The organism is Streptomyces adustus (assembly GCF_009377175.1).
Lineage (GTDB): Bacteria > Actinomycetota > Actinomycetes > Streptomycetales > Streptomycetaceae > Streptomyces > Streptomyces adustus.
Genome location: NZ_VJZD01000052.1, coordinates 18843 through 45503, shown reverse-complemented (window position 1 = coordinate 45503; position 26661 = coordinate 18843). Strand labels below are relative to the sequence as shown.

Below are 26661 nucleotides of genomic sequence, written 5' to 3'. Positions count from 1 at the left end.
CGCTGGGGCGGGGCCGGGGGCGGTCGCCGGCGGCCCTGCCCGGACCGCGCGGGTCGGTGCGGCCGGTCCGGGACGCCGCCGGAACGCGAGAACCCGCCGCCTCGCCCACCCGGAAGGGCGGGGAGACGGCGGGCTGAGGTGCTACACCCGGCTGAGGATCAGCGGGCGTAGTACTCGACGACGAGCTGCTCGTCGCAGATCACCGGGATCTCCTTGCGGTTCGGCTCACGGTCCAGGCGGAAGGCCAGGGCGGCGAGGTTCACCTGGAGGTAGCGCGGGGTCTCGCCGTCGGGGGCGAACCCACCGGCGCGGGAGACCTCGAACAGCGGCTTGTTGCGGCTGCGCTCGCGGACCATCACGACGTCGTCGGGACGGACGCGGAACGACGGCTTGTCGACCTTGCCGCCGTTGACCTCGATGTGGCCGTGAACGACCATCTGGCGGGCCTGGTAGATCGTGCGGGCGATGCCCGAACGCAGGACCAGCGCGTCGAGACGACGCTCCAGCTCGATGATCAGGGCCTCACCGGTCTTGCCCTGGACCTTGGAGGCACGCTCGTAGGCGCGGACGAGCTGACGCTCGGACACGTCGTACTGCGCGCGCAGACGCTGCTTCTCCAGCAGACGGACCTTGTAGTCCGAGTTCTGCTTGCGGCCGCGGCCGTGCTCGCCCGGCGGGTAGGGGCGGGCCTCGAAGTACTTGACGGCCTTCGGGGTCAGCGCGATGCCGAGGGCACGCGACTTCTTGACCTTGGGGCGGGACTGATTCGCCACTGTCTGTATCTCTTTCCTGGGTTTCGGCTCACCAGAGTTAAGGGAGGTCGCATCCGCAGCCTGGGAAACCCGTCTCGTCCCTGCGGACGGGGCGGGCAGCCGCTCCCTGGTCTGGGCACATACGTGCAGCACGCGAGTGGCCCACCGACCTCTCCCGGGAATCCGGGTGGTGGTGGGCTGCCCGCGACACCTTCGACGGTGCGCGACGCTCCTGGAATCCCCGCCCTGCGGCAGGGTTCCGGCTGGATGTCCCGTTCTGGTGATGCCGGCGCCTTCTTACGACGGGCCGGACACGGGACTCAGCACTCCGGTGGATTCTACAGGCTGCTCAGGGCGCCCTGCGACCGAGGTGCTTCCTGGTCCATTCGACCGCGTCCGCGTAGCGTGCCTCGCCGCCGTGCCGGGTGGGGGTGTAGTACTCGCGGTCCTTGAGGGCGTCCGGTGCGTACTGCTGGGCCGCGATGCCCTCGGGCACGTCGTGCGGATACACATAGCCCTGCGCGTGACCCAGCTTGGCCGCGCCCTTGTAGTGCCCGTCGCGCAGATGCGGCGGCACCGACCCGGCCAGTCCCTTGCGTACGTCGTCCAGGGCGGCGCCGATCGCCGTGGTCGCGGCGTTGGACTTGGGGGCCAGGGCGAGCGCGATGGTCGCGTGGCTGAGGGTGAGGGCGGCCTCGGGGAATCCGATCATGGCGACGGCCTGGGCGGCGGCGACCGCTATGGACAGCGCGTTCGGGTCGGCCAGGCCGATGTCCTCGCTGGCGGAGATCATCAGTCGGCGGGCGATGAACCGGGGGTCCTCGCCGGCCTCGATCATCCGGGCCAGGTAGTGCAGGGCCGCGTCGACGTCGGAGCCGCGGATGGACTTGATCAGGGCGCTGGCGACGTCGTAGTGCTGGTCGCCGTCGCGGTCGTACTTCACCGCGGCACGGTCGACCGTCTCCTCCAGGGTGGTCAGCGAGATCCGCGGCTCGCCCTTGTCGAGGGCGGCGCCGGCCGCGGCCTCCAGCGCGGTCAGGGCGCGACGGGCGTCGCCGCCCGCGATGCGCAGCAGATGGTCCTCGCTGTCCTCGGCGAGGGTGACGGTGCCCTTGAGTCCGCGGTCGTCGTCCAGGGCGCGGCGCAGCAGGCCGCGCAGGTCGTCGTCGGTGAGCGGTTCGAGGGTGAGCAGCAGGGAGCGGGACAGCAGCGGCGAGATCACGGAGAAGTACGGGTTCTCGGTGGTCGCGGCGATCAGGGTCACCCAGCGGTTCTCGACCGCCGGGAGGAGGGAGTCCTGCTGGGCCTTGCTGAACCGGTGGATCTCGTCGAGGAAGAGGACGGTCTCCTTGCCGTAGCCACCACTGGCGCGGCGGGCGCCGTCGATGACCGCGCGGACCTCCTTGACGCCGGCGGTGATCGCGGAGAGTTCCACGAACCGCTTGTCGGTGGCCTTCGAGACCACGTACGCCAGGGTCGTCTTACCGGTGCCGGGCGGGCCCCAGAGGATCACCGAGGAGGGGCCCGCGGGGCCGCCCGTGCCCTCGCCGACCAGCCGTCGCAGGGGCGAGCCCGACTTCAGCAGGTGCTGCTGGCCCACCACCTCGTCGAGGGTGCGCGGACGCATACGGACCGCCAGGGGGCTCCCCGCGGGGTCCTTCTCCTGGCGGTCTTCGGCAGCTGCGGTGAACAGATCGGGCTCCACCCTGGAAACCCTAAATCACCACACCGACAATCCCGACGGACCGGTCAGCTGGTCCAGAACTCCCACCAGCGGGTCAGGATCAGCATGCCGATGATGCCGACGTGCAGGACCGGCACGACCCAGGTGAACTCGCCGAAGAAGTTCTTCAGCCAGCGGGGGGCGGGCAGGAAGTCGTTGCGGACGTTGAACGAGGTGACGTACCAGAACATGGTGATGGTGGCGACCCAGGCCAGGGAGCACCACAGGCACAGCGCGTTGATCCGGTACAGGGACTGGAACTGGAGCCAGGTGCAGAAGGCCACCCCGAAGAGGGTGCCGAAGTTGAAGGTGAGCCAGTACCAGCGCGGGAAGCGGGCGCGGGCCAGCAGGCTCATGGCGACGCAGATCACGATGCCGTAGCAGACCAGGCCGAGCATCGGGTTGGGGAACCCGAAGGCGGCGGCCTGCTTGCTCTCCATCACGCTGCCGCAGGAGACGACCGGGTTGAGGCTGCACCCGGGCGTGAACGTGGTGCCGGCGACCTTGGCCTCGAGCAGCTTGAACTTGTCGATCGTGATGACCCAGGCGGCGAGCAGTCCCGCGGCGCCGGTGATCAGCAGCAGGATCGCAAACGCGCGGCTACCGCCCACCGTGCGCGGCGCGGGGGCGGCGCGTCCGGGCTCGGGGTCGGTGGAGACGTCCTTGACTGTCGTCTTGCTCATCACGCCGATTCCGTCACTTGAGAGGGGGGACCTGCTTGCGGGCTGGGGCCATTGTGCCGTACGGGTGCCCGTGCGCACCGTTCGGTGCGGATAAGGAAGCGCGTGCGGCAGGGCCCGGCGGCCCGTTCCGGCCAGGTGCCGCAGGGGACGAGAAGGGCGCCGGTGCCCCTTCGGCACCGGCGCCCTTCCACCCGTACGACTGACGGGAAATCCCGCAGGACTGACGGGACGTGCTAGCCGAGTCGTGACTCCAGTTCCGCCACGATCTCGTTCACGCCGACCGCCGTCTGCTCGCCGGACTCCATGTCCTTGAGCTGGACGACGCCCTCGGCGAGGTCGCGTTCGCCGAGGACCAGGGCGTAGCGGGCGCCGGAGCGGTTGGCGGCCTTCATCGCGGCCTTCAGGCCCTTGCCGCCGTAGGCGAAGTCGGCGGCGACGCCGTTCTTGCGCAGTTCGGTGACCTTCGCGAACAGGACGCGGCGCGCCTCCTCGCCGAGCGGGACGGCGAACACACTGGTGGCCGCGGGCAGTTCGAGCTCGATGCCCTCGGCCTCCAGCGCCAGGACCGTGCGGTCGACGCCCAGCGCCCAGCCGACCGACGGCAGCGCGGGGCCGCCGATCATCTCGGACAGGCCGTCGTAGCGGCCGCCGCCGCCGACCGCGGACTGCGCGCCCAGGCCGTCGTGGACGAACTCGAAGGTGGTGCGCGTGTAGTAGTCCAGGCCGCGCACCAGCTTCGGATCGTCCTCGAAGACCACGCCCGCCGCCGTGACCAGTTCGCGGACCTCCTCGTGGTACGCCTTGCAGGCGTCGCAGAGGTAGTCGCGCAACAGCGGCGCCTCGGTCAGCTGCTTCTGGACGTCGGGGCGCTTGTCGTCCAGGACGCGCAGCGGGTTGATGTCCGCGCGGCGCAGGGTGTCCTCGTCCAGGTCCAGGCCCCGCAGGAAGGTCTGGAGCGCCTCCCGGTACACCGGGCGGCACTCCTTGTCGCCCAGGCTGTTGAGCAGGATCCGGAAGTCGCGCAGGCCCAGGGAGCGGTACGCCTGGTCGGCCAGGATGATCAGCTCGGCGTCCAGCGCCGGGTCCTCGGCACCGATCGCCTCGGCGCCGACCTGGGAGAAGTGCCGGTAACGGCCCTTCTGGGGGCGCTCGTAGCGGTAGTACGAGCCCGAGTACCAGAGCTTGACCGGCAGGTTGCCCGTCTTGTGGAGGTTGGCCTCCAAGGCGGCACGGAGCACGGAGGCGGTGCCCTCCGGGCGCAGGGCGAGCCGGTCGCCGCCCTTGGTCTCGAAGGCGTACATCTCCTTCGTCACGATGTCGGTGGACTCGCCGACACCGCGAGCGAACAGCTCCACGTTCTCGAAGCCGGGTGTCTCGACGTAGCCGTAGCCGGAGCTGCGCAGGGGCGCGGCGATCGCCTCGCGGACCGCCAGGTAGACGGCGGAGTCCGGCGGGATCAGGTCGTAGGTGCCCTTGGGGGCTTGGAAGGTACTCACGGAAAGTCTTTCGTCACATTCCTCGTCGGGGAGCGTCCACGCTCCCGAGGCCGGCCGCCACCTGCCGCAGATACGGGTTGGCGGCGCGCTCCTGGCCGATGGTCGTCTGGGGGCCGTGGCCGGACAGCACCACGGTCGAGTCGTCGAGCGGCAGGCACACGCGGGCCAGCGAGTCGAGCATCTCGGCCATGTCACCGCCGGGCAGGTCGGTGCGTCCGATGGAGCCGGCGAACAGCAGGTCGCCCGAGAAGAAGACCGGCGGGATGTCCGCCGCCTCGGGCAGCGCGAAGGTCACCGACCCCTTGGTATGGCCGGGCGCGTGCGCGACGGTGAGCTGCATTCCGGCCAGCTCCAGGCGTGCGCCGTCGGTCAGCTCCTTGACGTCGTCCGGCTCGCCGACGGTCAGCTCGCCCATCAGCGGCATCCCGATGGAACGGCCGAGCGCCTTCTCGGGGTCGCTCATCATGTACCGGTCCTCGGGGTGGATCCAGGCCGGCACGTCGTGCGCGCCGCACACCGGGACGACCGAGGCCACATGGTCGATGTGGCCGTGGGTGAGGACGACGGCGACGGGCTTGAGCCGATGCTTCCTGAGCGTCTCCTCGACTCCTGCGGTGGCCTGGTGGCCCGGGTCGATGATCACGCACTCCTCGCCGGCGGCGGGGGCGACGAGATAACAGTTCGTCCCCCAAGCCCCGGCTGGGAACCCGGCAATGAGCACGATCGTCCTTCGTTGTGTCGATACGGGCGACTACGGCAGTGCTCAGAAGCCTACCGGCGCTGCCGAATCCTCAGCGAACCCATATACGGTACGGGGCACACGCAGGCGATCGGCACACCAGACGCGCGCGTCCCCGTGGGCGCTCGAGACGCATGAGGAGAAAACCCCGTGGTCACCCAGGAACAGCGGCGGCGGCAGCTCGCCCGGGAGAAGTTCTTGCGGCAGCAGCAGCGACGTACATCCGCCAGGCGCAAGTCGCGCGTTCGCAACTCGGTGATCGCGTCGGTCCTCGGCGTGATCCTGGTCGGCAGCCTCGCGCTGTACACGACCGGGGTCCTCAAGGGCGACGACGACAAGGTCAACGCGAGCGCCACCGCGTCCCCCAGCGCGAGCACGCCGAAGGACCCCTGCGAGAAGGCCGCCGCGGGCACGGTCAAGTCGCAGACCTGGAAGAAGGAGCCGGCGGTCACGATCGACAAGTCGGCGAAGTACACGATGAAGCTGGCCACGACGTGCGGCGACATCGACATCGCCCTGAAGGCGTCGGCGGCTCCGCACACGGTGAACTCGTTCGACTTCCTCGCGGGCAAGGGCTACTTCGACCACACCAAGTGCCACCGGCTCACCACCAACGGCATCTACGTGCTTCAGTGCGGTGACCCGCAGGGCACCGGCACCGGCGGTCCCGGCTACACGATCCCGGACGAGAACCTGAAGGACGCGAGCCTGAAGAACAACGTCTACCCGGCGGGCACGGTCGCGATGGCGAACCAGTACGACGCCAGCTCGGGTCAGGGGCGTCACACCGGCGGCAGCCAGTTCTTTCTCGTCTACCAGGACAGCCAGCTTCCGCCCAACTACACACCGTTCGGTACCGTGTCCGATTCGGGGCTGAAGGTACTGAAGAAGATCGCCGCCGCGGGCGAGAACACGGGGGCCGGTGACGGAGCCCCGAACGCGACCGTCGTCATCAACAAGGCGACCGTCGCGAAATCCTGATGACCAGCACGGCCAGCTCCGAAATTTCGGCCGCGCTGGATGCGGACAGGCAACCCGCTGGTCGCCTATGTTGGCCGTGACGAAACTGTGGACGATGCCCGGGCGCCGAGGCCCCCGCAGGCATCATGTGGAGGAGGCGCTGTGAGCAGCGACCCGTGGGGCCGCGTCGACGAGACGGGGACCGTGTACGTGCGTACGGCCGACGGCGAGCAGGTCGTCGGTTCCTGGCAGGCAGGCTCTCCTGACGAGGCCCTGGCCTACTTCGAGCGCAAGTACGAGGGCCTGGTTGTGGAGATCGGCCTCCTCGAGAAGCGAGTCCAGACGACCGATCTGTCCGCCAAGGACGCGCAGACGGCCATCGACCACCTGCGCGAGCAGGTCGAGGCCCACCACGCGGTGGGTGATCTGGAGGCGCTGCGGGGCCGCCTGGACAAGCTGGTGGCGACGGTCGAGACGCGGCGCGAGGAGCGCAAGCAGCAGCGCGCCAAGCAGTCCGACGAGGCACGGCACTCCAAGGAGGCCCTGGTCACCGAGGCGGAGGAGCTGGCGCAGTCCGACCAGTGGCGGGCCGCCGGTGAGCGGCTGCGGTCCCTGGTGGACACCTGGAAGGGGCTGCCGCGGCTCGACCGCAAGTCGGACGACGAGCTGTGGCACCGCTTCTCGCACGCGCGGTCGGCGTTCTCCAAGCGGCGCAAGGCGCACTTCGCGCAGCTGGACGCGCAGCGCGAGGACGCCCGCCGGGTCAAGGAGCGGCTGGTCGCCGAGGCCGAGGCGCTGTCCGGCTCGGCCGACTGGGGTCCGACGGCGGCCCGCTACCGCGAGCTGATGGCGGAGTGGAAGGCCGCGGGCCGCGCCCAGCGCGAGCACGAGGACGACCTGTGGAACCGCTTCCGTGGTGCCCAGGACGTCTTCTTCGCCGCCCGCAGCTCGGTGTTCGCCGAGCGGGACGCCGAGCAGACGGAGAACCTGAAGCTGAAGGAGGAGCTGGCCGAGGAGGCCGAGAAGCTCCTGCCGGTGGGCGACCTGAAGGCGGCACGGGCCGCGTTCCGCTCGGTCAACGAGCGCTGGGAGGCCATCGGGCACGTCCCGCGGGACGCGCGGCCGAAGGTCGAGGGCCGGATGCACGCCGTCGAGCGGGCCATCCAGGAGGCCGAGGAGAACGAGTGGCGCCGGACCAACCCGGAGGCACGTGCGCGTGCCGCGGGTCTGACCGGTCAGCTCCAGGCGGCCGTCGACAAGCTGCGCGACCAGATCGAGCAGGCACGCGCCCAGGGCAACACCGCCAAGGCGGAGAAGCTCGGGCGCGAGCTGGAGGGCCGTCAGGCGCTCCTGGACCAGGCGCTGAAGGGTCTGCACGAGTTCGGCGGCTGACCCGGCCCGCCCCGTAGTGCCCGGAGGCCCCCGTACCTTGCGTACGGGGGCCTCCGGTGCGTCTGCGGTGCGTTCTGCGGCCGGTCCTACGGTCGGCGGGCCGAGGTCACCCGGTACACGTCGTAGACGCCCTCCACGCCCCTGACGGCCTTCAGGACGTGCCCCAGGTGCTTGGGGTCGCCCATCTCGAAGGTGAAGCGGGAGGTGGCGACGCGGTCGCGGGAGGTCTGCACGGCCGCGGAGAGGATGTTGACGTGCTGGTCGGACAGCACCCGGGTGACGTCCGACAGCAGCCGCGAGCGGTCCAGCGCCTCGACCTGGATGGCGACCAGGAAGACCGAGGACTGGGTGGGCGCCCACGTGACGTCGAGGATGCGCTCGGGCTCACGGGACAGCGACTCCACGTTGACGCAGTCGCTGCGGTGGACCGAGACGCCGCTGCCCCGGGTGACGAAGCCGATGATCGGGTCGCCGGGCACCGGGGTGCAGCAGCGGGCCAGCTTGACCCACACGTCGTCGACGCCCTTGACCACCACGCCCGGGTCGGCGTTGGAGCGGCGCTTGCGGCTGCGGCCGCGCGCGGGCGGGACGCTCTCGTCGATCTCCTCGGTGGCGGCCTCCTCGCCGCCCAGGGCCTGGACGAGTTTCTGTACGACGTTCTGCGCGGCGACATGCCCCTCCCCGATCGCCGCGTAGAGCGACGAGATGTCGGGGTAGCGCATCTCGTGGGCGAGCGTGACGAGCGAGTCGCCGGTCAGGATCCGCTGGATGGGCAGGTTCTGCTTGCGCATCGCGCGGGCGATGGCGTCCTTGCCCTGCTCGATCGCCTCGTCGCGGCGCTCCTTGGAGAACCAGGCGCGGATCTTGTTGCGGGCGCGCGGCGACTTGACGAAGTTCAGCCAGTCCCGGGACGGTCCGGCGCCGGCCGCCTTGGAGGTGAAGACCTCCACCAGGTCGCCGTTGTCGAGGGTCGATTCCAGCGGTACGAGGCGTCCGTTGACGCGGGCTCCTATGGTGCGGTGGCCCACCTCGGTGTGCACCGCGTACGAGAAGTCCACGGGCGTGGCGCCGGCCGGCAGCGCTATCACGTCGCCCTTCGGCGTGAAGACGAAGACCTCGTTGCGCGACAGGTCGAAGCGCAGGGACTCCAGGAACTCGCCGGGGTCCTCGGTCTCCTTCTGCCAGTCGAGGAGCTGGCGCAGCCACGCCATGTCGTTGAGGTGGTCGTCCTTGCCGGTGCTCTTGGGGGCGTCCGAGCGCACCTTGGAGGCTCCGGCGACGGCCTCCTGCTTGTACTTCCAGTGCGCGGCGATGCCGTACTCGGCGCGGCGGTGCATGTCGAAGGTGCGGATCTGGAGTTCGACCGGCTTGCCGTTGGGGCCGATGACCGTCGTGTGCAGCGACTGGTACATGTTGAACTTGGGCATCGCGATGTAGTCCTTGAACCGGCCGGGTACCGGGTTCCATCGCGCGTGCACCGTGCCGAGCGCCGCGTAGCAGTCGCGGACGGTGTCCACGAGCACGCGGATGCCCACCAGGTCGTAGATCTCCGCGAAGTCACGGCCGCGGACGATCATCTTCTGGTAGACGCTGTAGTAGTGCTTGGGCCGGCCGGTGACGGTCGCCTTGATGCGGGCGGCGCGCAGATCCGACTGGACCTCGTCGGTCACTATGGCCAGATACTCGTCACGCTTCGGTGCCCTTTCGGCCACCAGCCGTACGATTTCGTCGTACATCTTGGGATAGAGAATCGCGAAGGCGAGGTCCTCCAGCTCCCACTTGATGGTGTTCATGCCCAGGCGATGGGCGAGCGGCGCGTAGATCTCCAGGGTCTCGCGCGCCTTCTTCTCCTGCTTCTCGCGCTTGAGGTAGCGCATGGTGCGCATGTTGTGCAGACGGTCGGCGAGCTTGATGACCAGGACACGGGGGTCCTTGGCCATCGCGACGACCATCTTGCGCACGGTCTCCGCCTGCGCGGCCTCGCCGAACTTGACCTTGTCCAGCTTGGTCACGCCGTCGACGAGCAGGGCGACGGTGTCGCCGAAGTCGCGGCGCAGCTGGTCGAGGCCGTACTCGGTGTCCTCGACCGTGTCGTGCAGCAGCCCGGCCATCAGCGTGGCCGGATCCATGCCCAGCTCGGCCAGGATGGTGGTGACGGCCAGCGGATGGGTGATGTACGGGTCGCCGCTCTTGCGCTTCTGGCCGCGGTGCCAGCGCTCGGCGACCTGGTAGGCCTTCTCGATCTGGCGCAGCGTCGCGGTCTCGATCTTGGGGTCGTTGCTGCGCACTATCCGCAGCAGCGGCTCCAGCACCGGGTTGTAGGGGTTGGCGCGCTGGACACCGAGGCGGGCGAGGCGGGCCCGGACGCGGTTGGAGGAGCCGGAGCGGGAGGACTGTCCGGACGTCGGGCGCACGGCGGACGCGGTTCCGGCGCGCTCGGGCGCGGCCGGTTTGGGGCGTGCCTGCTCGGCCGGCCTCTCGACGGGCGCGGAACGGTCGTGCTCGACCGCCCGCCGGGCGTCGTTCTTCGCGTGCGGCGGGGGCGTCGCCGTGGTGCCCGGGGCGGGCTCGGGCTTGGCGGCGGTCAGGTGCTGGGCCTCGTCTGCCAAGAGGACTCCTCGTGCGCGATCCGGGTCCCCCGGTCAGGCTCCGGAACACCCATCGTAGCGATCCTCGGCCGCGGGATCGCCTTCAGGCCGTTGTGAGGGCCGAGTACCCCTGAAACGCAAGAGGCGGGCGCCGGATTCCTCCGGGCCCGCCTCGATGCCGTTCGCCGTCGGCCGGACGGCGATCAGACGGTGATCAGAGCCTCCAGCGGGGCTCCGTCCAGGGCCGCCTCCAGGCGGGGACGGCCCGCGAGGAAGCCGAGCTCCATCAGGACGGCGGCGCCCGCGACCTCGGCTCCGGCCCGGCGGACGAGCTGGATCGCGGCCTCGGCGGTGCCACCGGTGGCGAGCACGTCGTCGACGATGAGCACGCGGTCCTGCGCGCTCAGGTCCTCGGCGTGCACCTCGATCTCGGCGGAACCGTACTCCAGGTCGTAGCTCTGGCTGAGGGTCGCTCCGGGGAGCTTGCCCGCCTTGCGTACGGGGATGAAGCCGATGCCCGCGCTGACGGCGACGGGTGCGCCGAGGATGAATCCCCGGGCCTCCAGGCCGACGATCTTCGTGGCGCCGGTGCGCCGGGCGATCTCCGCGAGGGTCTCGGTGAGCGCGGTGAAGGCCACCGGGTCCGCCAGGAGCGGGGTGATGTCCTTGAACATCACGCCCTGCTCCGGGTAGTCCTCCACGTCACGGATCCTGCTGAGCAGCAGGGTCGTGATGTCGGTGAGCTCGGTCATCGACGCCTGCCCGACGGTCGGCCGCGGCCCCGGGTGCGCGGGCCGACGACCGCGGCGGCCCCGTCCTGCGGCTCGTCGCCGTCGGCGGCGTGCCCGGACCGCGCCTCGGCGTACTCCTCCTCGGCGGCGGCCTGGGCGCGCTTGGCCATGACCCGCTTCTTGAGGGCCTTCATCTGCGGCTCGCGCTCCTTGAGGTCGGCGACGAGCGGCGTGGCGATGAAGATCGAGGAGTACGCGCCGGCCGCGAGGCCGACGAACAGCGACAGCGAGATGTCGTTGAGCGTGCCGGCGCCGAGCACACCGCCGCCGATGAACAGCAGGCCCGCGACCGGCAGCAGCGCGACCACCGTGGTGTTGATGGAACGCACCAGGGTGCTGTTGATCGACTGGTTGGCGACGTCGCTGTAGGTCCAGCGGGTCTGCTTGGTGAGGTCCTTGGTCTGCTCCTTGAGGCTGTCGAAGACGACGACCGTGTCGTAGAGCGAGTAACCGAGGATCGTCAGCAGACCGATGACCGTACCGGGCGTCACCTCGAAGCCGACCAGCGCGTAGATGCCGACCGTGATGGTGATGTCGTGGATCAGCGCGACCAGCGCCGCGATGGCCATGCGCCACTCGAACGCGATCGCGAGGTAGATCACCACCAGGATCATGAAGATCGCCAGGCCCTGCCAGGCCTTGTTGGCGATCTGGTCACCCCAGCTGGGGCCGACCAGGTCCGCGGCGATCTGCTCCGAGGGCATGTTGAGGTCCTTGGACAGCGCGGACTTGACCTCGTCGGACTTGCCGGTGTCCACATCGGGGATCTGGATGCGAAGCGTGCCGTCACCGAGCTTCTGCACCACCGCCTGGTGACCGGACGCCGATTCCGCGTACTGCTCCGCCTGCGAGACCGAGACGCTGGTCGGCTTGGTGGTGAAGACGGCACCGCCCCTGAACTCGATGCCCATGTTCAGACCGCGCACCGTCAGGCCGAGGATGGCCGTGATGGTGATCAGGATCGAGATGCCGTACCAGATCTTGCGGTTGCCGACGAAGTCGTAACCGATCTCGCCACGGTGCAGTCGGGCGCCGAGGTTGCCGAGTTTCGACATTCTCACGCCTCCTTCGTCTCGGCGGGGGCGGAGGGACGGCGGGTGCGGCGCAGCGGCGGCTTGGCACCCAGTCGCTTCGGGTCGAGGCCGGACCAGCTGTGACCCTCGGCGAAGAACTTCCTGCGGGCCAAGATCGTCATCAGCGGCTTGGTGAACAGGAAGACCACGACCACGTCCAGCACGGTGGTCAGACCCAGCGTGAACGCGAAGCCCTGGACCTTGCCGACGGTGACGATGAAGAGCACCGCGGCGGCCAGGAACGACACGAAGTCGGAGACCAGGATGGTGCGCCGGGCACGCGGCCAGGCCCGCTCGACGGCGGGACGCAGGCTGCGGCCCTCGCGGATCTCGTCCCTTATGCGTTCGAAGAACACGATGAACGAGTCCGCGGTGATACCGATCGCGACGATCGCACCACAGACCGCCGGCAGGTTCAGCGCGAAGTGGATGGTCGGACCGAGCAGCGCCATGATCACGTAGGTGAGGGTCGCGGAGACCATCAGCGAGGCGATCGCGATGAGCGACAGACCCCGGTAGTAGAGCACCAGGTAGATCACGACGAGCGCGAGGCCGATGGCGCCCGCGACCAGACCGGCGTGCAGCTGGTCGCCACCGAGGGCGGCGGTCACCGTGGTGACGGTGTCTTCCTTGAAGGTCAGCGGCAGCGCGCCGTACGACAGCACGTTGGCGAGGCCCTGGGCCTCCTCCTGCGTGAAGCTGCCGGAGATCTCCGCGTTGCCGCCGGTCAGCGCCTGCCTGACGTACGGGTCGGAGATGACCTCGCCGTCCAGGACGATGGCGAACTGGTTCTGCGGGGACTGCTGCTGGGCCAGCTGACCGGTGATGTCGGCGAACTTCTTGGCGCCCTTGGACGTGAAGTCCATGGTCACGGTCCAGCCCGCGGCGGTCTGGGTGTTGTAGATGGCCTGGGCCTTCTTCACATCCGTGCCGTCGACCTGGGCGGGGCCGAGGATGTACTTCTGCCACTGGTTCTGCGAGTTCTTGCCGCAGGCGACGGTGGTGTCCGTGGGCTTGGCGCCCTTGCCGGCCTCGGCACGGGCCTTCGGCTTCGTGCAGTCCAAGGCCGCGTACTGCGCTTCCAGCTTGCTGGTCGCGGCGTCGGCGGAGGCGCTGGCGGACGGGGAGGCGGAGGCCTTCGTGTCGCTGGAGGCCGAGCTGCTCGCCGACGGCGTGGCGTCGTCCTTCAGGGCGTCGCTGACCGCGCGGCCCTGGGAGGTGGCCGTCGCCGACGGGCTCGCGGAGCCGGAGGGGGACGCGGACGAGGACGCCTTGTCGGTCGCCTTGCCCGAAGCGCTGCTGGAGGCGCTCGGCGACGGGGTGGCCGCAGCGGCGGCGCCGGACGCCTCGGTCGCGAGGACGGGCCGGAAGTACAGCTTCGCCGTGGTGCCGACCTGCTTGCGGGCCTCGTCCGAGTTCGTGCCCTTGGGGATGTTGACGATGATGTTCCGCGTGCCCTGCGTCTGGACCTCGGTCTCCGAGACGCCCAGACCGTTGACACGGCGGTTCATGATGTCGACCGCGGTGTCCATGTTGGTCTTGTTGATCGCGGATTCCTGGCCGGCCTCGGGAACCGCCCGGAGCGTGATGCTCGTACCGCCGGCCAGGTCGATGCCGAGACGCGGAGTGGTGTGCCCGGAGGCGAACATCCCCCCGGTGAGCGCCGCGATGGCGATCAGGATCAGGGCCAGCGAGCGCCCCGGCTTGCTCTGGGCGCTCGCGTTCCGGCCCTTTTTAGGTGCTGCCACCTTCTCGTACTCCCTCTCGGGCCGCTCCGCGCCGGGTCAGCGCGGCAGCGACCATGCCATGGTGTGGGGGACCGCTTGCGAGATCCGTGCATCCGGGGCGCGCGGAGCAGTTCCGCGTGTCCCCGCACACGTCTTACTTCGCGTCGGCGTCGCCGTCTGTCTTCTTCGGCTCTTCGTCCGACTTCGCGTCGACAGCCTTGTCGGCCTTGTCGGCCTTGTCGGCCTCGGCCTCGGCGGTCTCCGTCTCGGCGGGCTCGTCCTTCTTGCCGAGGTCGACGGACTTGTCGCCGGGGAGGGCGGCAGCGTCGTCGGCGGGCTCGTCGGCCTCGGTGAGGGAGGAGGCGTCGTCCGGGACGATCGCGGTGTCGGACTTCAGGTCGTGCTCGACGCCGTGGACGATGCGGTTGTACTCGTCGTCGGTCAGGACCGCACCGATGGCGTTCTTGGCGAAGAGCAGCTCCACACCCGGGCCGGCGTCGACGAGAACGGTGTCCTCGTTGACCTCCTTGACCGTCGCGTACATGCCCCCGATGGTGCGGATGCCGCTGCCGGGCTGCATCTCGTTGCGCATCTGCGCAGCCTGCTGCTGCTTCTTCTTGGCCGACCGGGTCATCAGGAACATGGCCCCGATGAGCACGATGAACGGGAGGAGGGTCACGAGACTCACGGGTCGGAACTTCCTTCACACGACCGCGAAGGTGAGCGGCCTGATGGTTGGGGGTATGTGTACCGCCGAGAGAGGCGGCATCGGCGGAGTCTAAGCGAGTCCGCGTGCATGGAACAACGCTCAGCATCGCACCAGGGTTCCTGCTCCGGCCAATGCGCGCGCCGTCACGCCCCGAACAGGTCCCCTTGTCCGTTTCCCCCGGCCGAGGCGTGGGGCGGGGTCAGTCCGAGGTGCGTCCAGGCCGCCGGTGTGGCCACCCGTCCGCGGGGGGTGCGGGCGAGCAGCCCCTCCCGCACGAGGAAGGGCTCGGCGACCTCCTCCACGGTCTCACGTTCCTCGCCCACCGCGACGGCCAGCGTCGACAGACCGACCGGACCGCCGCCGAACAGCTTCAGCAGGGCCTGGAGGACGGCCCGGTCGAGGCGGTCCAGACCACGCGAGTCGACCTCGTAGACCGCCAGGGCCGCCGAGGCGATCTCCGGGGTGATGAAACCGTCCGCCTTGACCTGCGCGTAGTCGCGCACGCGGCGCAGCAGCCGGTTGGCGATACGGGGGGTGCCACGGGAACGGCCGGCGATCTCGGCCGCGCCGGCGGGGTCGATCTCGACGTCGAGCAGGCTCGCCGAGCGGTGGATGACACGTTGCAGCTCGGCGGGCTCGTAGAACTCCATGTGCGCGGTGAAGCCGAACCGGTCGCGCAGCGGGGGCGGCAGCAGTCCGGCCCGGGTGGTGGCGCCGACCAGGGTGAACGGCGGCAGTTCGAGCGGGATGGCGGTGGCGCCGGGCCCCTTGCCGACGATGACGTCGACGCGGAAGTCCTCCATCGCCATGTAGAGCATCTCCTCGGCGGGCCGCGACATGCGGTGGATCTCGTCGAGGAAGAGGACCTCGCCCTCCTGGAGCGAGGAGAGGATCGCCGCCAGGTCGCCGGCGTGCTGGATGGCGGGGCCGCTGGTGATGCGGATCGGGGCGCCCATCTCGGCTGCGATGATCATCGAGAGGGTGGTCTTGCCGAGGCCGGGCGCGCCGGAGAGCAGCACGTGGTCGGCGGTGGCACCGCGTGCGCGAGCGGCGCGCAGCACCAGGTCGAGCTGCTCGCGGACCTTCTCCTGGCCGATGAACTCGCCCAGGTCCTTGGGGCGCAGCGCGGCTTCGACGGCCTGGTCCTCGCGGTCGGCGACAGAGCCCACCAGCCGCTCGCCGGCGGCGGCGTCGGTCGTGTCGTCCCAGTTCATGAAGTGTGCCTCGGGGTCTCGTGGGGGCGCGGTGACGCGGTGGGGACCGGTCGCCGACGGGTCAGCGGGCGCGGTTCAGGGTCTGGAGGGCCGCCTTGAGGAGCTGGCCCACCTGGGGGGTGGCGCCCGCGGCCTCGGCCTGCGGGGCCACGGCGGACACGGCCTCCTCCGCCTCCCGGGTCGCGTAGCCGAGGCCGATCAGGGCCGCGTGCAGTTGCTCACGCCAGCCGCTGGTGACCGCGGTGCCCACGGCGGGGGCGCCGGTCGGCGCGCCGAGCCGGTCCTTCAGCTCCAGCAGGAGCTTCTGGGCGCCCCGCTTGCCGATGCCGGGGACGGCCACCAGCGCCTTCTCGTCGCCCGAGGCCACGGCTCGGCGCAGGGCGTCCGGGGTGTGCACGGCGAGCATCGCCTGGGCCAGCCGGGGACCGACCCCGCTGGCCGTCTGGAGCAGCACGAACACCTGGCGCTCGTCGTCGTCCGCGAAGCCGTACAGCGTCAGCGAGTCCTCACGGACGACGAGGGAGGTGGCGAGCTTGGCGGGCTCCCCGATCCGCAGGGTGGACAGCGTGTTCGGGGTGCACAGGACGGCCATGCCGACCCCGCCCACCTCGATCACCGCGGTGTCGGGAGCGAGTGCGGCGACCGTGCCGCTGACGAAGGCGATCATGCCGTACGGCCTTTCGAGGTGTGCAGGGCAACGGCCTGCTGGAGTCGGTTCTGCGCGGGGGCGCGCCAGATGTGGCAGATGGCGAGGGCGAGGGCGTCGGCCGCGTCGGCGGGCTTCGGCGGTGCGTCGAGCCGCAGCAGACGGGTCACCATGGCTCCGACCTGCGCCTTGTCGGCCCGGCCGCTGCCGGTGACGGCGGCCTTGACCTCGCTGGGGGTGTGCAGGGCGACGGGGATGCCGCGGCGGGCGGCACAGAGCATGGCGACGGCACTGGCCTGGGCCGTGCCCATCACCGTGCGCACGTTGTGCTGGCTGAACACCCGCTCCACGGCGACGAATTCGGGCCGGTACTCGTCCAGCCACTCTTCTATGCCCTGCTCGACGGCGAGCAGACGAAGGCTCAGTTCCGCGTCCGCGGGCGTCCGGACGACACCGACGCCGCGCATCGTCAACGGGCGTCCCGCGACGCCCTCGACGACTCCGACACCGCATCGGGTCAGTCCTGGATCCACACCGAGTACACGCACCGCGCTCCTTCTCCTGCCCATCCCGTCCGGCCTGCTGCGTCAGGCTATCCGGCGGCACCGACAACGCACCGCGGCCGGGGCCGGGTCCGCGGTCCCGGGCACCCGTCCCGAACCCACCGGACCTTCAAAGGAAAGGCAAAGAATCACGCGCGGATGATCCGTCATATCCGTCACATCACGAGAAAACGGGTCCGCTGCGGGCGATCACCGTTGCCGCATCCTCTTGATCACTTATAGCTTCCGAAGCGACGCGTACAGCTGACCACTGCGCGCGTCGATGCGAACTGGAGTTCGCATCACCATCATCACAACGACAAATCGGGGAATTCATGCGCTCCATAGCGAAGGCTGCCGCCGTGACCGCTTCCGTCCTGCTGGCCGGCATGGCCGTGGCCACGCCCGCGCAGGCCGCCAGCGACTCCAAGCACACCGGCCGCAGCGGCTGCTTCAACTGGTCGTGGGCGGACGGCGTCGCGACGACGACCGTCTACTTCCACAACATCTGCGACAAGAAGGCCACCATCAACATCTGGTGGAAGGACGGCCAGATCGACGTGATGCGCGCGGCGACCGTCGACGCCGACGGCAAGGGCCACATCAAGCACGCCGGCAGTGTGAAGAGCATCGACGGCTGATCCGGCGCCGCACAGCGAACGGCCCGCCGAAGTCCACTTCGGCGGGCCGTTCGTTCGTCGGGTGCGCTCAGGCGTCGACCTTCTCCATGACGTCGTCGCTGACGTCGAAGTTGGCGAAGACGTTCTGCACGTCGTCGCTGTCCTCGAGCGCGTCGATCAGCTTGAAGATCTTCCTGGCGCCGTCCTCGTCCAGCTCGACCTGCATGGTCGGGACGAAGTTGGCCTCGGCGGAGTCGTAGTCGATCCCGGCGTCCTGGAGGGCGGTGCGGACCGCGACCATGTCGGTCGCCTCGCTGAGGACCTCGTAGGACTCACCGAGGTCGTTGACCTCCTCCGCGCCCGCGTCCAGGACGGCACCCAGGACGTCGTCCTCGGTCAGCTCGCCCTTGGGCACGATCACGACGCCCTTGCGGTTGAAGAGGTACGACACCGAGCCCGGGTCGGCCATGTTGCCGCCGTTGCGGGTCATGGCGACCCGGACGTCCGACGCGGCACGGTTGCGGTTGTCGGTCAGGCACTCGATGAGCACGGCGACACCGTTGGGGCCGTAGCCCTCGTACATGATCGTCTCGTAGTCGGCGCCGCCGGCCTCGAGGCCACCGCCGCGCTTGACCGCGGAGTCGATGTTCTTGTTGGGGACCGACTGCTTCTTCGCCTTCTGGATGGCGTCGTAGAGAGTCGGGTTGCCCTCGATGTCGACGCCGCCCATCCGGGCCGCGACCTCGATGTTCTTGATCAGCTTCGCGAAGAGCTTGCCGCGCTTGGCGTCGATCACGGCCTTCTTGTGCTTCGTCGTAGCCCATTTAGAGTGGCCGGACATCTGCCTGTCTCCTTCGCGTAACCCATCCTGTACGAACGCCCCCGGGTGTCACCGCCCGGAAGTACCCCGGAGATCCTACAAGGACTCCGCCGTGCGGTTCGCGCGCACCATGTCGACGAACAGGGAGTGAACACGGTGGTCCCCGGTCAGCTCCGGGTGGAACGACGTGGCCAGGACGTTGCCCTGGCGTACGGCGACGACATGGCCCGCGTGCTCGGCGAGCACCTCGGCGCCGGCGCCGACGGACTCCACCCACGGAGCGCGGATGAAGACACCCTCTACAGGATCGCCCTCGATGCCCTTGACGTCGACCGCCGCCTCGAAGGACTCGTTCTGCCGTCCGAAGGCGTTGCGGCGCACGATCATGTCGATGCCGCCGATCGTCTCCTGGCCCGAGCGCGGGTCGAGGATCTTGTCGGCGAGCATGATCATGCCCGCACAGGTGCCGTAGACAGGCATTCCGGCCGCCACGCGCGCGCGGAGCGGTTCCATCACGCCGAACAGGACGGCCAGCTTGGAGATGGTGGTGGACTCGCCACCGGGCAGGACCAGGCCGTCCAGCTCGGCGAGTTCCTCGGGGCGCCGCACCGGCCTGGCCACGGCGTCGGCCGCGGCCAGGGCGATGAGGTGCTCCCGTACGTCGCCCTGAAGGGCCAGGACGCCGATCACAGGTGCGTCGGTCATGTGGGTTACCAGCCGCGGTTGGCGTAGCGCTCGGTCTCGGGGAGGGTGTCGCAGTTGATGCCGACCATGGCCTCGCCCAGGTTGCGGGACGCGTCCGCGATGATCTTCGGGTCGTCGTAGAAGGTGGTGGCCTTCACGATGGCGGCGGCACGCTTGGCCGGGTCGCCGGACTTGAAGATGCCGGAGCCGACGAAGACGCCCTCGGCGCCGAGCTGGCGCATCAGCGCGGCGTCGGCGGGGGTGGCGACACCACCGGCGGAGAACAGCACGACCGGCAGCTTGCCGAGCTCGGCGACCTCCTTGACCAGCTCGTACGGGGCGCGCAGGTCCTTGGCGGCGGCGTACAGCTCGTTGTTGTCGAAGCCGCGCAGCCGGGCGATCTCGTTCTTGATCTGGCGCAGGTGACGGACCGCCTCGACGACGTTGCCGGTGCCGGCCTCGCCCTTCGAGCGGATCATCGCGGCGCCCTCGGCGATCCGGCGCAGGGCCTCGCCCAGGTTGGTGGCACCACAGACGAAGGGGGTGGTGAACGCCCACTTGTCGGAGTGGTTGACCTCGTCGGCCGGGGTGAGGACCTCGGACTCGTCGATGTAGTCGACACCGAGCGACTGAAGAACCTGGGCCTCGACGAAGTGGCCGATCCGCGACTTGGCCATGACCGGGATGGAGACGGCCTCGATGATCTCCTCGATCATGTTCGGGTCCGACATCCGGGCCACGCCGCCGTCCTTGCGGATGTCGGCGGGAACCCGCTCCAGCGCCATGACGGCGACGGCGCCGGCGTCCTCGGCGATCTTGGCCTGCTCGGCGTTGACGACGTCCATGATCACACCGCCCTTGAGCTGCTCGGCCATGCCGCGCTTCACGCGGGCGGTGCCGGTCTCGGGGGTCTGGGCGGTGGGGGGAATCGTGCTGGACACGGGGTGACCTCGCTCGGGGAAGAGGGTTTCTACAGCAGGGAGGAAACGGGATCGGACCAGGCCACAGCAAGGGCCAATGAGCAGGCGGTGGATCCTTTTGGCCCCTGACCTGCTCGTCGTGGCTCAGGCGACGCGGTCCGCGAGGGCGACGGGAGGCTCGTCGTCCATCTCGAAGGCCATGGGGAAGGGCGCGTGCCCGGCCAGCCGGAACCAGCGCACCTTGCGGTGCTCGCGGAGGCGGCGGGCCGCGCCCACGGCGTCGTTGTGGAAGCGCCGGGCCATCGGGACCCTCCTCACGGCCTCGGTCAGTTCGTGGGTCGCGGCCTCTCCCCCGGGTGCCTCGTGTACGACCTCCATCTGCTGCGGCTCCGCGAACACGGCCCGCAGTGCCTGGCTGAGCTCGCTCTCGGCGACCTCCCGCTGCTCCTCCTCCGCCTGCCGGGCGGCGTGCGCCGCCTCGTACAGCACGATGGAGGCGGCCGGGTCGAGCACGCCGGCCGTCGCCAGCTCCTGCGCCACGGAGGCCCGGCGCAGCAGCTGCGCGTCGAGCGCGGCACGGGCCGCGTCGATCCGGGTGTGCAGCCGGTCCAGCCGGCCCGCGGTCCAGCTGAGATAGAGGCCGAACGCGACCAGGGCGACGAGGATCCAGATGAGGGTTGAGGTCACGGGCGGCAAGGCTACCGGGACGCTGCGCGGGGCGGCGGAGTACCGAACCGGGGCCGACGCCGAAGGGGCCGTCCCGGGGCCCGCGCCCGCGGGGCCGTCCCGGGCTCCGCGTCCGCGGGGCCGTCCCGAAGGCGACCGCGGCAGGGCCGTGCCGGCGCCGACGTCGCGGTGAGCCGTCCCGGGGCCGGTTCAGCCGGGATCGGCCCTTCCGGCAACCCGGTGTCAGTCGCGGGCCAGACCCAGGCGGGCGCGCAGGCCCGGGCCGCGTTCGTCCGTCGCCGCCACCGCGGCGGCGCCCGCCGTGACCGTCTCGTACACGGACAGGATGTCCGCGCCGACCGTCGACCAGTCGAAGCGCCGTACATGGGCGCTGCCGCGTTCGCGCAGCTCGGCGCGGCGGGCCGGGTCGGCCAGCAGCCGCACGGCCGCCTCGGCCAGCGCGTCGGCGTCCTCGTTGGCGAACAGTTCGCCCGCCTCTCCCCGGTCCAGGACCTGGGCGAAGGCGTCGAGGTCGGAGGCGAGCACCGGGGCGCCCGCCGACATCGCCTCGACGAGGATGATGCCGAAGCTCTCGCCGCCGGTGTTGGGGGCGATGTACAGGTCGAGGCTGCGCAGGAAGCGCGCCTTGTCCTCGTCGCTGACCATGCCGAGGAACTCCACCCGGGAGCGCATCTCCTCGGGCAGCGACTCCACCGCCGCCTCCTCGTCGCCGCGTCCCGCGATCAGCAGCCTGGTCTGCGGGCGGGCGGCGAGGATCTTCGGCAGGGCCCGCATCAGGACCGGCAGGCCCTTGCGGGGTTCGTCGATCCGGCCGATGAAGCCGATGGTGTCGCCCTGCCACTCGGGTCTGGGCTCGGCGTCGGCGAAGAAGTCGACGTCGACGCCGTTGGGGATCACCACCGCGTCCCCGCCCAGGTGCTCGACGAGGGTGCGGCGGGCGTACTCGCTCACGGCGATCCGCGCGCTGATCTTCTCCAGGGCGGCCTGGAGGATCGAGTACGCGGCGATCATGGCCCGGGAGCGCGGGTTGGACGTGTGGAACGTGGCCACGATCGGTCCCTGCGCGGCCCAGCAGGCCAGCAGGCCCAGCGACGGCGAGGTCGGCTCATGGATGTGGATCACGTCGAACCGGCCGTCGTGCAGCCAGCGGCGCACCCGCGCGGCGCTCAGGAAGCCGAAGTTCAGCCGGGCCACCGAGCCGTTGTAGGGCACCGGGACCGCGCGTCCGGCCGAGACGACGTACGGCGGCAGGGGCGTGTCGTCGTCGGCGGGCGCGAGGACCGACACCTCGTGGCCGAGCCGGATGAAGTACGCGGCGAGGTCGCGGATGTGGAACTGGACGCCGCCCGGGACGTCCCAGGAGTACGGGCAGACGATCCCGATCCTCATGCGGACCCTCCGGGACGAGCAGGAGCGGGGTCGAGATCCGCGAGCCACAGACGCTGGAGCATGTGCCAGTCCTCCGGATGGTCGGCGATCCCGGTGGCGAAGGCGTCGGCCAGCGCCTGTGTCATGACAGACGTCTTCTCGGCCCGCGTACCTGTCTCGGGCACTTCGAGCGGGGGATGGATCCGGCCGCGCATGACCGGGGAGTCGTCGTACCAGAGCGTGACCGGCAGCAGCAGCGCGCCGGTCTGCTGGGCGAGCAGCGCCGGACCCGCGGGCATCCGGGCGGTGTCGCCGAAGAACTTCACCTCGACGCCCGAGGCGGACAGGTCGCGCTCGGCGACCAGGCAGACCAGGCCTCCGTCGCGCAGCCGCCGGGCCAGCGTGCCGAAGGCGGTGCCGCCGCTGTGCGGCAGGACCTCCATGCCGAGGCCCTCGCGGTAGGCGACGAAACGGTCGTACAGCGTCTCCGGCTTCAGACGCTCGGCGACCGTCGTGAACGGCGTCCGCAGCCTGGTGGTGACCCAGGCGCCCGCGAGGTCCCAGTTGGCCATGTGCGGCAGCGCGAGGACCACGCCCCGCCCGGAGGCGAGCGCGTCGGTCAGATGGTCCACGCCCTCCGGGTCGAAGCCGTCGCAGATCCGCTCGGCGCTCCAGGCCGGCAGCCGGAAGGACTCCATCCAGTAGCGCAGGTACGAGCGCATGCCCGCGCGCGAGAGCTCCGCCAGCCGCTCGGGGCTCGCGTCGGGCACCACGCGGGCGTAGTTGCTCTCCAGGCGCCGGACGCCCTTGCCGCGTTTCTTCCAGGCGAGGTCGGCGACGGCTCGGCCGAGCCGTACGGCGACCGGTTCGGGGAGCTTCTTCACGGTGCTCCAGCCGAGCCCGTAGACCGCGTCCGTCAGCCGTTCCCGGGCGTTCACTTCGCGGCCTCGCTCCCCCGGGAGCCGTTGCCGTGCCCGGCCACGGCCGCCTCCGCCTCCGCTTCCGCCTCCGCGGACTCCCGGCGGACCGTGACGACGCGCTGGATCAGCGTGACGAGGCTGCCGACGGCAACGATCCACAGCGCGACGGGCAGCAGGTACTGGACGCCGGGCACGCCGAACGCATGCAGGCCCGCGACTCCGGCCGCGACCAGCGAGATGACCAGGCGCTCGGCGCGCTCGACGAGCCCGTTGACGGCGACCGGCAGGCCGATCGACTCGCCGCGCGCCTTGGTGTACGACACCACCTGACCGCTGGCCAGGCAGAAGATGGAGACGGCGCACAGTGTGTTGTCGTTGCCGCCGCCCGCGTACCAGAGGGCGAAGCCGCCGAAGATCGCGCCGTCGGCGACCCGGTCGAGGGTGGAGTCCAGGAAGGCGCCCCAGCGGCTGGTGCGGCCGAGCTGGCGGGCCATGTTCCCGTCGACGAGGTCGGAAAACACGAACAGTGTGATCACGATCGTGCCCCAGAAGAAGTCGCCCCTGGGGTAGAAGACCAGCGCGCCCGCCACCACCCCGGCGGTACCGATCAGCGTCACCGTGTCGGGGCTGACGCCCCGCCGGATGAGAAACGCGGCGAACGGTGTGAGGACACGCGTGAAGAATGCACGCGCGTACTTGTTCAGCATGGCCTTCCCGAGGGTCGGTGTCGCCGGACGGCCCCTGCTGACCTCCGGCTGGCCCATCGTAGTCACGCGCGCTCATCTGCGACGGCCGGGCTGCCGTCGGGCCGTGTCACGGTCCGACGGTGTACGGGTCACGACCGGGTCGCGGCTTCCCGGCCACGGCCGGGTGGCGCGATCCCGTCCTTCGTATGGACGCACCGTGACAGGAGTGGAAAGCTCGAAGAACCGCGGGCGTCATCGGAGCCGCCACCGGTGGGGGGCCTCCGGACTCGGTCCGGGAGCGGAGTTCCGACCTGCCCGCGCCCACAGTGACCTCACCGTGCACGGGAGGCAAGGCCATGGGCGACAAGGCGAACGCACACCCCGGAGCCGCCGGCAGGGCTACGGCGGCCGACCACCCCGCGTCCATAAGGAATGTGGTGCTGGTCGGCCACTCCGGATCGGGCAAGACGACTCTGGTGGAGGCTCTCGCGCTGACCGCGGGAGCCGTGAACCGGGCGGGCCGCGTGGAGGACGGCGGCACCGTCTCCGACTACGACGACATCGAGCACCGCCAGCAACGCTCGGTACAGCTGTCCCTGGTGCCCGTCGAATGGGACGGCATCAAGGTCAACATCATCGACACCCCCGGATACGCCGACTTCGTCGGAGAGCTCAGGGCCGGTCTGCGCGCGGCGGACGCGGCCCTCTTCGTCGTCTCGGCGTCCGACGAGGTGGACGGCTCGACCCGGATGGTGTGGGAGGAGTGCGCGGCCGTCGGGATGCCGCGCGCGATCGTCGTCACACATCTGGAGTCGGCCCGCGCCGGCTTCGAGGAGATGACCCAGATCTGCGCGCAGGCGTTCGGCGGCGACGACCCCGACGCGGTGCTGCCGCTGCACCTGCCGCTGCACGGCCCGCAGGCGCCCGACGGGCACGCGCCCGTCACCGGGCTGACCGGGCTGCTGTCGCAGAAGCTGTTCGACTACGCGTCCGGGGAGCGCAAGGAGTCCGAGCCGGGTCCCGAGCAGCTGCCGGGGATCGAGGAGGCCCGCAACCGGCTGATCGAGGGGATCATCGCCGAGAGCGAGGACGAGACCCTCATGGACCGCTACCTCGGCGGCGAGAAGATCGACATCAAGACGCTGGTGCAGGATCTGGAGCGGGCCGTCGCGCGCGGGGCGTTCTTCCCGGTCCTGGCCGCCGCCCCGGCGGCCGAGGGCGCCCGGCAGGGCATCGGCACGGTCGAACTGCTGGAACTGATCACCGGGGGCTTCCCGACCCCGCTGGAGCGGGAGGCACCGGCCGTGACGACCGTCGACGGCCGGGCGCGCGAGCTGACGCCCTGCGACCCCGGCGGACCGCTGGTCGCCGAGGTGGTGAAGACCACGTCCGACCCGTACGTCGGCCGGGTCTCCCTGGTCCGCGTCTTCTCCGGCACCCTGCGGCCCGACGAGACGGTCCATGTCTCCGGGCACGGGCTGGCCGACCGCGGTCACGAGGACCACGACGTCGACGAGCGGATCGGTGCGCTGTCGGCGCCGTTCGGCAAGCAGCAGCGGCTGCTGACGCAGGCCATCGCGGGCGACCTGGCGTGCGTGGCGAAGCTGAGCCGCGCGGAGACCGGGGACACCCTCTCGGCCAAGGACGACCCGCTGCTCATGGAGCCCTGGCAGATGCCCGACCCGCTGCTGCCGCTCGCCATCCAGGCGCACAGCAAGGCCGACGAGGACAAGCTGTCGCAGGGGCTCGGCCGGCTGGTCGCCGAGGATCCGACGATGCGTCTCGAACAGAACCAGGACACCCACCAGGTGGTGCTGTGGTGCCTCGGCGAGGCGCACGCGGACGTCGCCCTGGAGCGGCTGCGCAGCCGTTACGGCGTCCAGGTCGACGTGGTGCCGTACCGGGTCTCGCTGCGGGAGACGTTCGCGGACCGGGCCGCCGGGCGGGGACGGCACGTGAAGCAGTCGGGCGGGCACGGCCAGTTCGCCATCTGCGAGATCGAGATCGAGCCCCTGCCGGGCGGTTCCGGCATCGAGTTCGTGGACAAGGTGGTCGGCGGCGCGGTGCCGCGGCAGTTCATCCCTTCGGTGGAGAAGGGGATCCGCACCCAGGCCGCGCGGGGCATCGCGGCGGGGCATCCGCTCGTCGACATCCGGGTCACCCTGCTGGACGGCAAGGCGCACTCGGTGGACTCCTCCGACGCCGCCTTCCAGACGGCGGGGGCGCTGGCGCTGCGCGAGGCCGCGGCCGGCGCGAAGATCCACCTGCTGGAGCCGGTGGCCGAGGTGACCGTGCTGGTCGGTGACGACTACGTGGGCGCGGTGATGAGCGATCTGTCCGGGCGGCGCGGGCGCGTGGTCGGCACCGAGCAGCTGAGCACCGGGCGCACCCTGGTCAGGGCGGAGGTGCCGGAGATCGAGATCGGCAGGTACGCCGTCGACCTGCGGTCGCTGTCGCACGGCACGGCGCGCTTCGACCGCTCGTACGTCCGGCACGAGCCGATGCCGCAGCAGGTCGCCGACCGGGTGCGCGAACAGACGGTGGACGTGGCGTAGTCGAGGTCCGGTGTGGGGTCCGGCCGCGGCCGGACCCCACACCGGAGCAGGCCGCCGGACGCATCGGTACGGGTGCCCGACGGCCTGCCCAACTGCACCCGGACGCAGGGGATCGGGTGCCCGACCGAGCACAACCGCGGCCGGACGCAACGGATCGGTGCCCAGGCACACACAACTCCCCCCGGACACAACGGGTCGGATGTCCGACGGCGCAACACCCGCTCTGCGGGCCTCAGATCGGATGTCCGACCGCGCACAACCCCGGCCGGAGGCCTCGGGCCAGGCGTACGGCCGCGCACGACCGCCACCGGACGCACCGGATCGGTGCCCGGGCACGCACAACTGCGCCCGGTCGCGATGGATCAG

General features: G+C 70.5%; 24 protein-coding genes. 4 read left to right on the top strand and 20 right to left on the bottom strand.

Annotation, left to right across the window (positions count from 1 at the left end; translation table 11 throughout):
• Positions 1-158: 158 nt before the first annotated feature.
• The 5 genes from rpsD to FNH09_RS15760 form a co-directional block, all read right to left on the bottom strand.
• Positions 159-773, bottom strand: a complete 615-nt coding sequence (gene rpsD / locus FNH09_RS15780) for a 30S ribosomal protein S4 (protein WP_162468638.1) — start codon at positions 771-773, stop codon at positions 159-161.
• Between the two features lie 328 nt (positions 774-1101).
• Complete coding sequence (locus FNH09_RS15775; protein ID WP_162468637.1) at positions 1102-2457, bottom strand: AAA family ATPase; 1356 nt, start codon at positions 2455-2457, stop codon at positions 1102-1104.
• Positions 2458-2501: 44 nt separating this feature from the next.
• Entirely contained in the window at positions 2502-3158 is a 657-nt protein-coding gene (locus FNH09_RS15770) for a vitamin K epoxide reductase family protein (protein ID WP_152888294.1), read from the bottom strand.
• 233 nt (positions 3159-3391) lie between these two features.
• On the bottom strand, positions 3392-4654 hold the full coding sequence (gene hisS / locus FNH09_RS15765) for a histidine--tRNA ligase (RefSeq protein ID WP_162468636.1): 1263 nt from the start codon (positions 4652-4654) through the stop codon (positions 3392-3394).
• A 13-nt stretch (positions 4655-4667) separates the two neighbouring features.
• Positions 4668-5375 carry an MBL fold metallo-hydrolase gene (locus tag FNH09_RS15760; RefSeq protein WP_162468635.1) on the bottom strand — a complete coding sequence of 236 codons (708 nt, stop codon included), beginning with the start codon at positions 5373-5375 and terminating at the stop codon, positions 4668-4670.
• Positions 5376-5543: 168 nt separating this feature from the next.
• On the opposite strand from FNH09_RS15760, the gene FNH09_RS15755 reads away from it, so the two are divergent.
• Together FNH09_RS15755 and FNH09_RS15750 are read left to right on the top strand one after the other, a co-directional pair.
• On the top strand, positions 5544-6374 hold the full coding sequence (locus FNH09_RS15755) for a peptidylprolyl isomerase (RefSeq protein ID WP_162468634.1): 831 nt from the start codon (positions 5544-5546) through the stop codon (positions 6372-6374).
• Positions 6375-6515: 141 nt separating this feature from the next.
• Complete coding sequence (locus tag FNH09_RS15750) at positions 6516-7745, top strand: DUF349 domain-containing protein (protein WP_162468633.1); 1230 nt, start codon at positions 6516-6518, stop codon at positions 7743-7745.
• An 86-nt stretch (positions 7746-7831) separates the two neighbouring features.
• On the opposite strand, the gene FNH09_RS15745 is transcribed toward FNH09_RS15750, so the two are convergent.
• The 8 genes from FNH09_RS15745 to ruvC all read right to left on the bottom strand — a co-directional run bounded on the left by FNH09_RS15745 (position 7832) and on the right by ruvC (position 17041).
• Complete coding sequence (locus FNH09_RS15745; protein ID WP_152888291.1) at positions 7832-10354, bottom strand: RelA/SpoT family protein; 2523 nt, start codon at positions 10352-10354, stop codon at positions 7832-7834.
• A 182-nt stretch (positions 10355-10536) separates the two neighbouring features.
• The gene (locus FNH09_RS15740; RefSeq protein WP_152888289.1) at positions 10537-11085 is read right to left on the bottom strand and encodes an adenine phosphoribosyltransferase; all 549 of its coding nucleotides are present in this window, start codon (positions 11083-11085) and stop codon (positions 10537-10539) included.
• Positions 11082-12179, bottom strand: a complete 1098-nt coding sequence (gene secF, locus FNH09_RS15735; RefSeq protein WP_152888287.1) for a protein translocase subunit SecF — start codon at positions 12177-12179, stop codon at positions 11082-11084. Before secF ends, FNH09_RS15740 begins: the two co-directional genes overlap by 4 nt.
• Positions 12180-12181: 2 nt before the next feature.
• On the bottom strand, positions 12182-13945 hold the full coding sequence (gene secD / locus FNH09_RS15730; protein ID WP_162468631.1) for a protein translocase subunit SecD: 1764 nt from the start codon (positions 13943-13945) through the stop codon (positions 12182-12184).
• Between the two features lie 133 nt (positions 13946-14078).
• On the bottom strand, positions 14079-14612 hold the full coding sequence (yajC, locus tag FNH09_RS15725; RefSeq protein ID WP_162468630.1) for a preprotein translocase subunit YajC: 534 nt from the start codon (positions 14610-14612) through the stop codon (positions 14079-14081).
• Between the two features lie 164 nt (positions 14613-14776).
• Positions 14777-15847 carry a Holliday junction branch migration DNA helicase RuvB gene (gene ruvB, locus FNH09_RS15720; RefSeq protein WP_152888282.1) on the bottom strand — a complete coding sequence of 357 codons (1071 nt, stop codon included), beginning with the start codon at positions 15845-15847 and terminating at the stop codon, positions 14777-14779.
• Between the two features lie 61 nt (positions 15848-15908).
• Positions 15909-16514, bottom strand: coding sequence for a Holliday junction branch migration protein RuvA (gene ruvA / locus FNH09_RS15715; protein WP_152888280.1), 606 nt, complete (start codon positions 16512-16514; stop codon positions 15909-15911).
• Positions 16511-17041 carry a crossover junction endodeoxyribonuclease RuvC gene (gene ruvC / locus FNH09_RS15710; protein ID WP_162468629.1) on the bottom strand — a complete coding sequence of 177 codons (531 nt, stop codon included), beginning with the start codon at positions 17039-17041 and terminating at the stop codon, positions 16511-16513. Before ruvC ends, ruvA begins: the two co-directional genes overlap by 4 nt.
• 356 nt (positions 17042-17397) lie before the next feature.
• Here ruvC and FNH09_RS15705 point away from each other — a divergent pair, with 356 nt between their 5' ends.
• Positions 17398-17676 (top strand): hypothetical protein, encoded by a 279-nt coding sequence (locus FNH09_RS15705; RefSeq protein WP_152888276.1) that lies wholly within the window; start codon positions 17398-17400, stop codon positions 17674-17676.
• Between the two features lie 67 nt (positions 17677-17743).
• Here FNH09_RS15705 and FNH09_RS15700 read toward each other — a convergent pair whose 3' ends face one another.
• The 7 genes from FNH09_RS15700 to pgsA form a co-directional block, all read right to left on the bottom strand.
• The gene (locus FNH09_RS15700) at positions 17744-18496 is read right to left on the bottom strand and encodes a YebC/PmpR family DNA-binding transcriptional regulator (protein ID WP_152888274.1); all 753 of its coding nucleotides are present in this window, start codon (positions 18494-18496) and stop codon (positions 17744-17746) included.
• Positions 18497-18571: 75 nt separating this feature from the next.
• Positions 18572-19180: a pyridoxal 5'-phosphate synthase glutaminase subunit PdxT gene (gene pdxT, locus FNH09_RS15695; protein WP_152888271.1), complete on the bottom strand. Its 609-nt coding sequence runs from the start codon at positions 19178-19180 to the stop codon at positions 18572-18574.
• A gap of 5 nt (positions 19181-19185) precedes the next feature.
• Complete coding sequence (pdxS, locus tag FNH09_RS15690; RefSeq protein WP_162468628.1) at positions 19186-20100, bottom strand: pyridoxal 5'-phosphate synthase lyase subunit PdxS; 915 nt, start codon at positions 20098-20100, stop codon at positions 19186-19188.
• A 123-nt stretch (positions 20101-20223) separates the two neighbouring features.
• The gene (locus tag FNH09_RS15685) at positions 20224-20775 is read right to left on the bottom strand and encodes a LemA family protein (protein ID WP_152888267.1); all 552 of its coding nucleotides are present in this window, start codon (positions 20773-20775) and stop codon (positions 20224-20226) included.
• A 213-nt stretch (positions 20776-20988) separates the two neighbouring features.
• Positions 20989-22155 (bottom strand): glycosyltransferase family 4 protein, encoded by a 1167-nt coding sequence (locus FNH09_RS15680; RefSeq protein ID WP_152888265.1) that lies wholly within the window; start codon positions 22153-22155, stop codon positions 20989-20991.
• Positions 22152-23072: a phosphatidylinositol mannoside acyltransferase gene (locus FNH09_RS15675; RefSeq protein WP_162468627.1), complete on the bottom strand. Its 921-nt coding sequence runs from the start codon at positions 23070-23072 to the stop codon at positions 22152-22154. Before FNH09_RS15675 ends, FNH09_RS15680 begins: the two co-directional genes overlap by 4 nt.
• Complete coding sequence (gene pgsA, locus FNH09_RS15670; protein ID WP_152888296.1) at positions 23069-23818, bottom strand: phosphatidylinositol phosphate synthase; 750 nt, start codon at positions 23816-23818, stop codon at positions 23069-23071. The genes FNH09_RS15675 and pgsA overlap by 4 nt, the downstream gene beginning before the upstream one ends.
• Positions 23819-24096: 278 nt before the next feature.
• On the opposite strand from pgsA, the gene FNH09_RS15665 reads away from it, so the two are divergent.
• Positions 24097-26295: an elongation factor G-like protein EF-G2 gene (locus FNH09_RS15665; protein ID WP_152888264.1), complete on the top strand. Its 2199-nt coding sequence runs from the start codon at positions 24097-24099 to the stop codon at positions 26293-26295.
• Positions 26296-26661 lie beyond the last annotated feature (366 nt).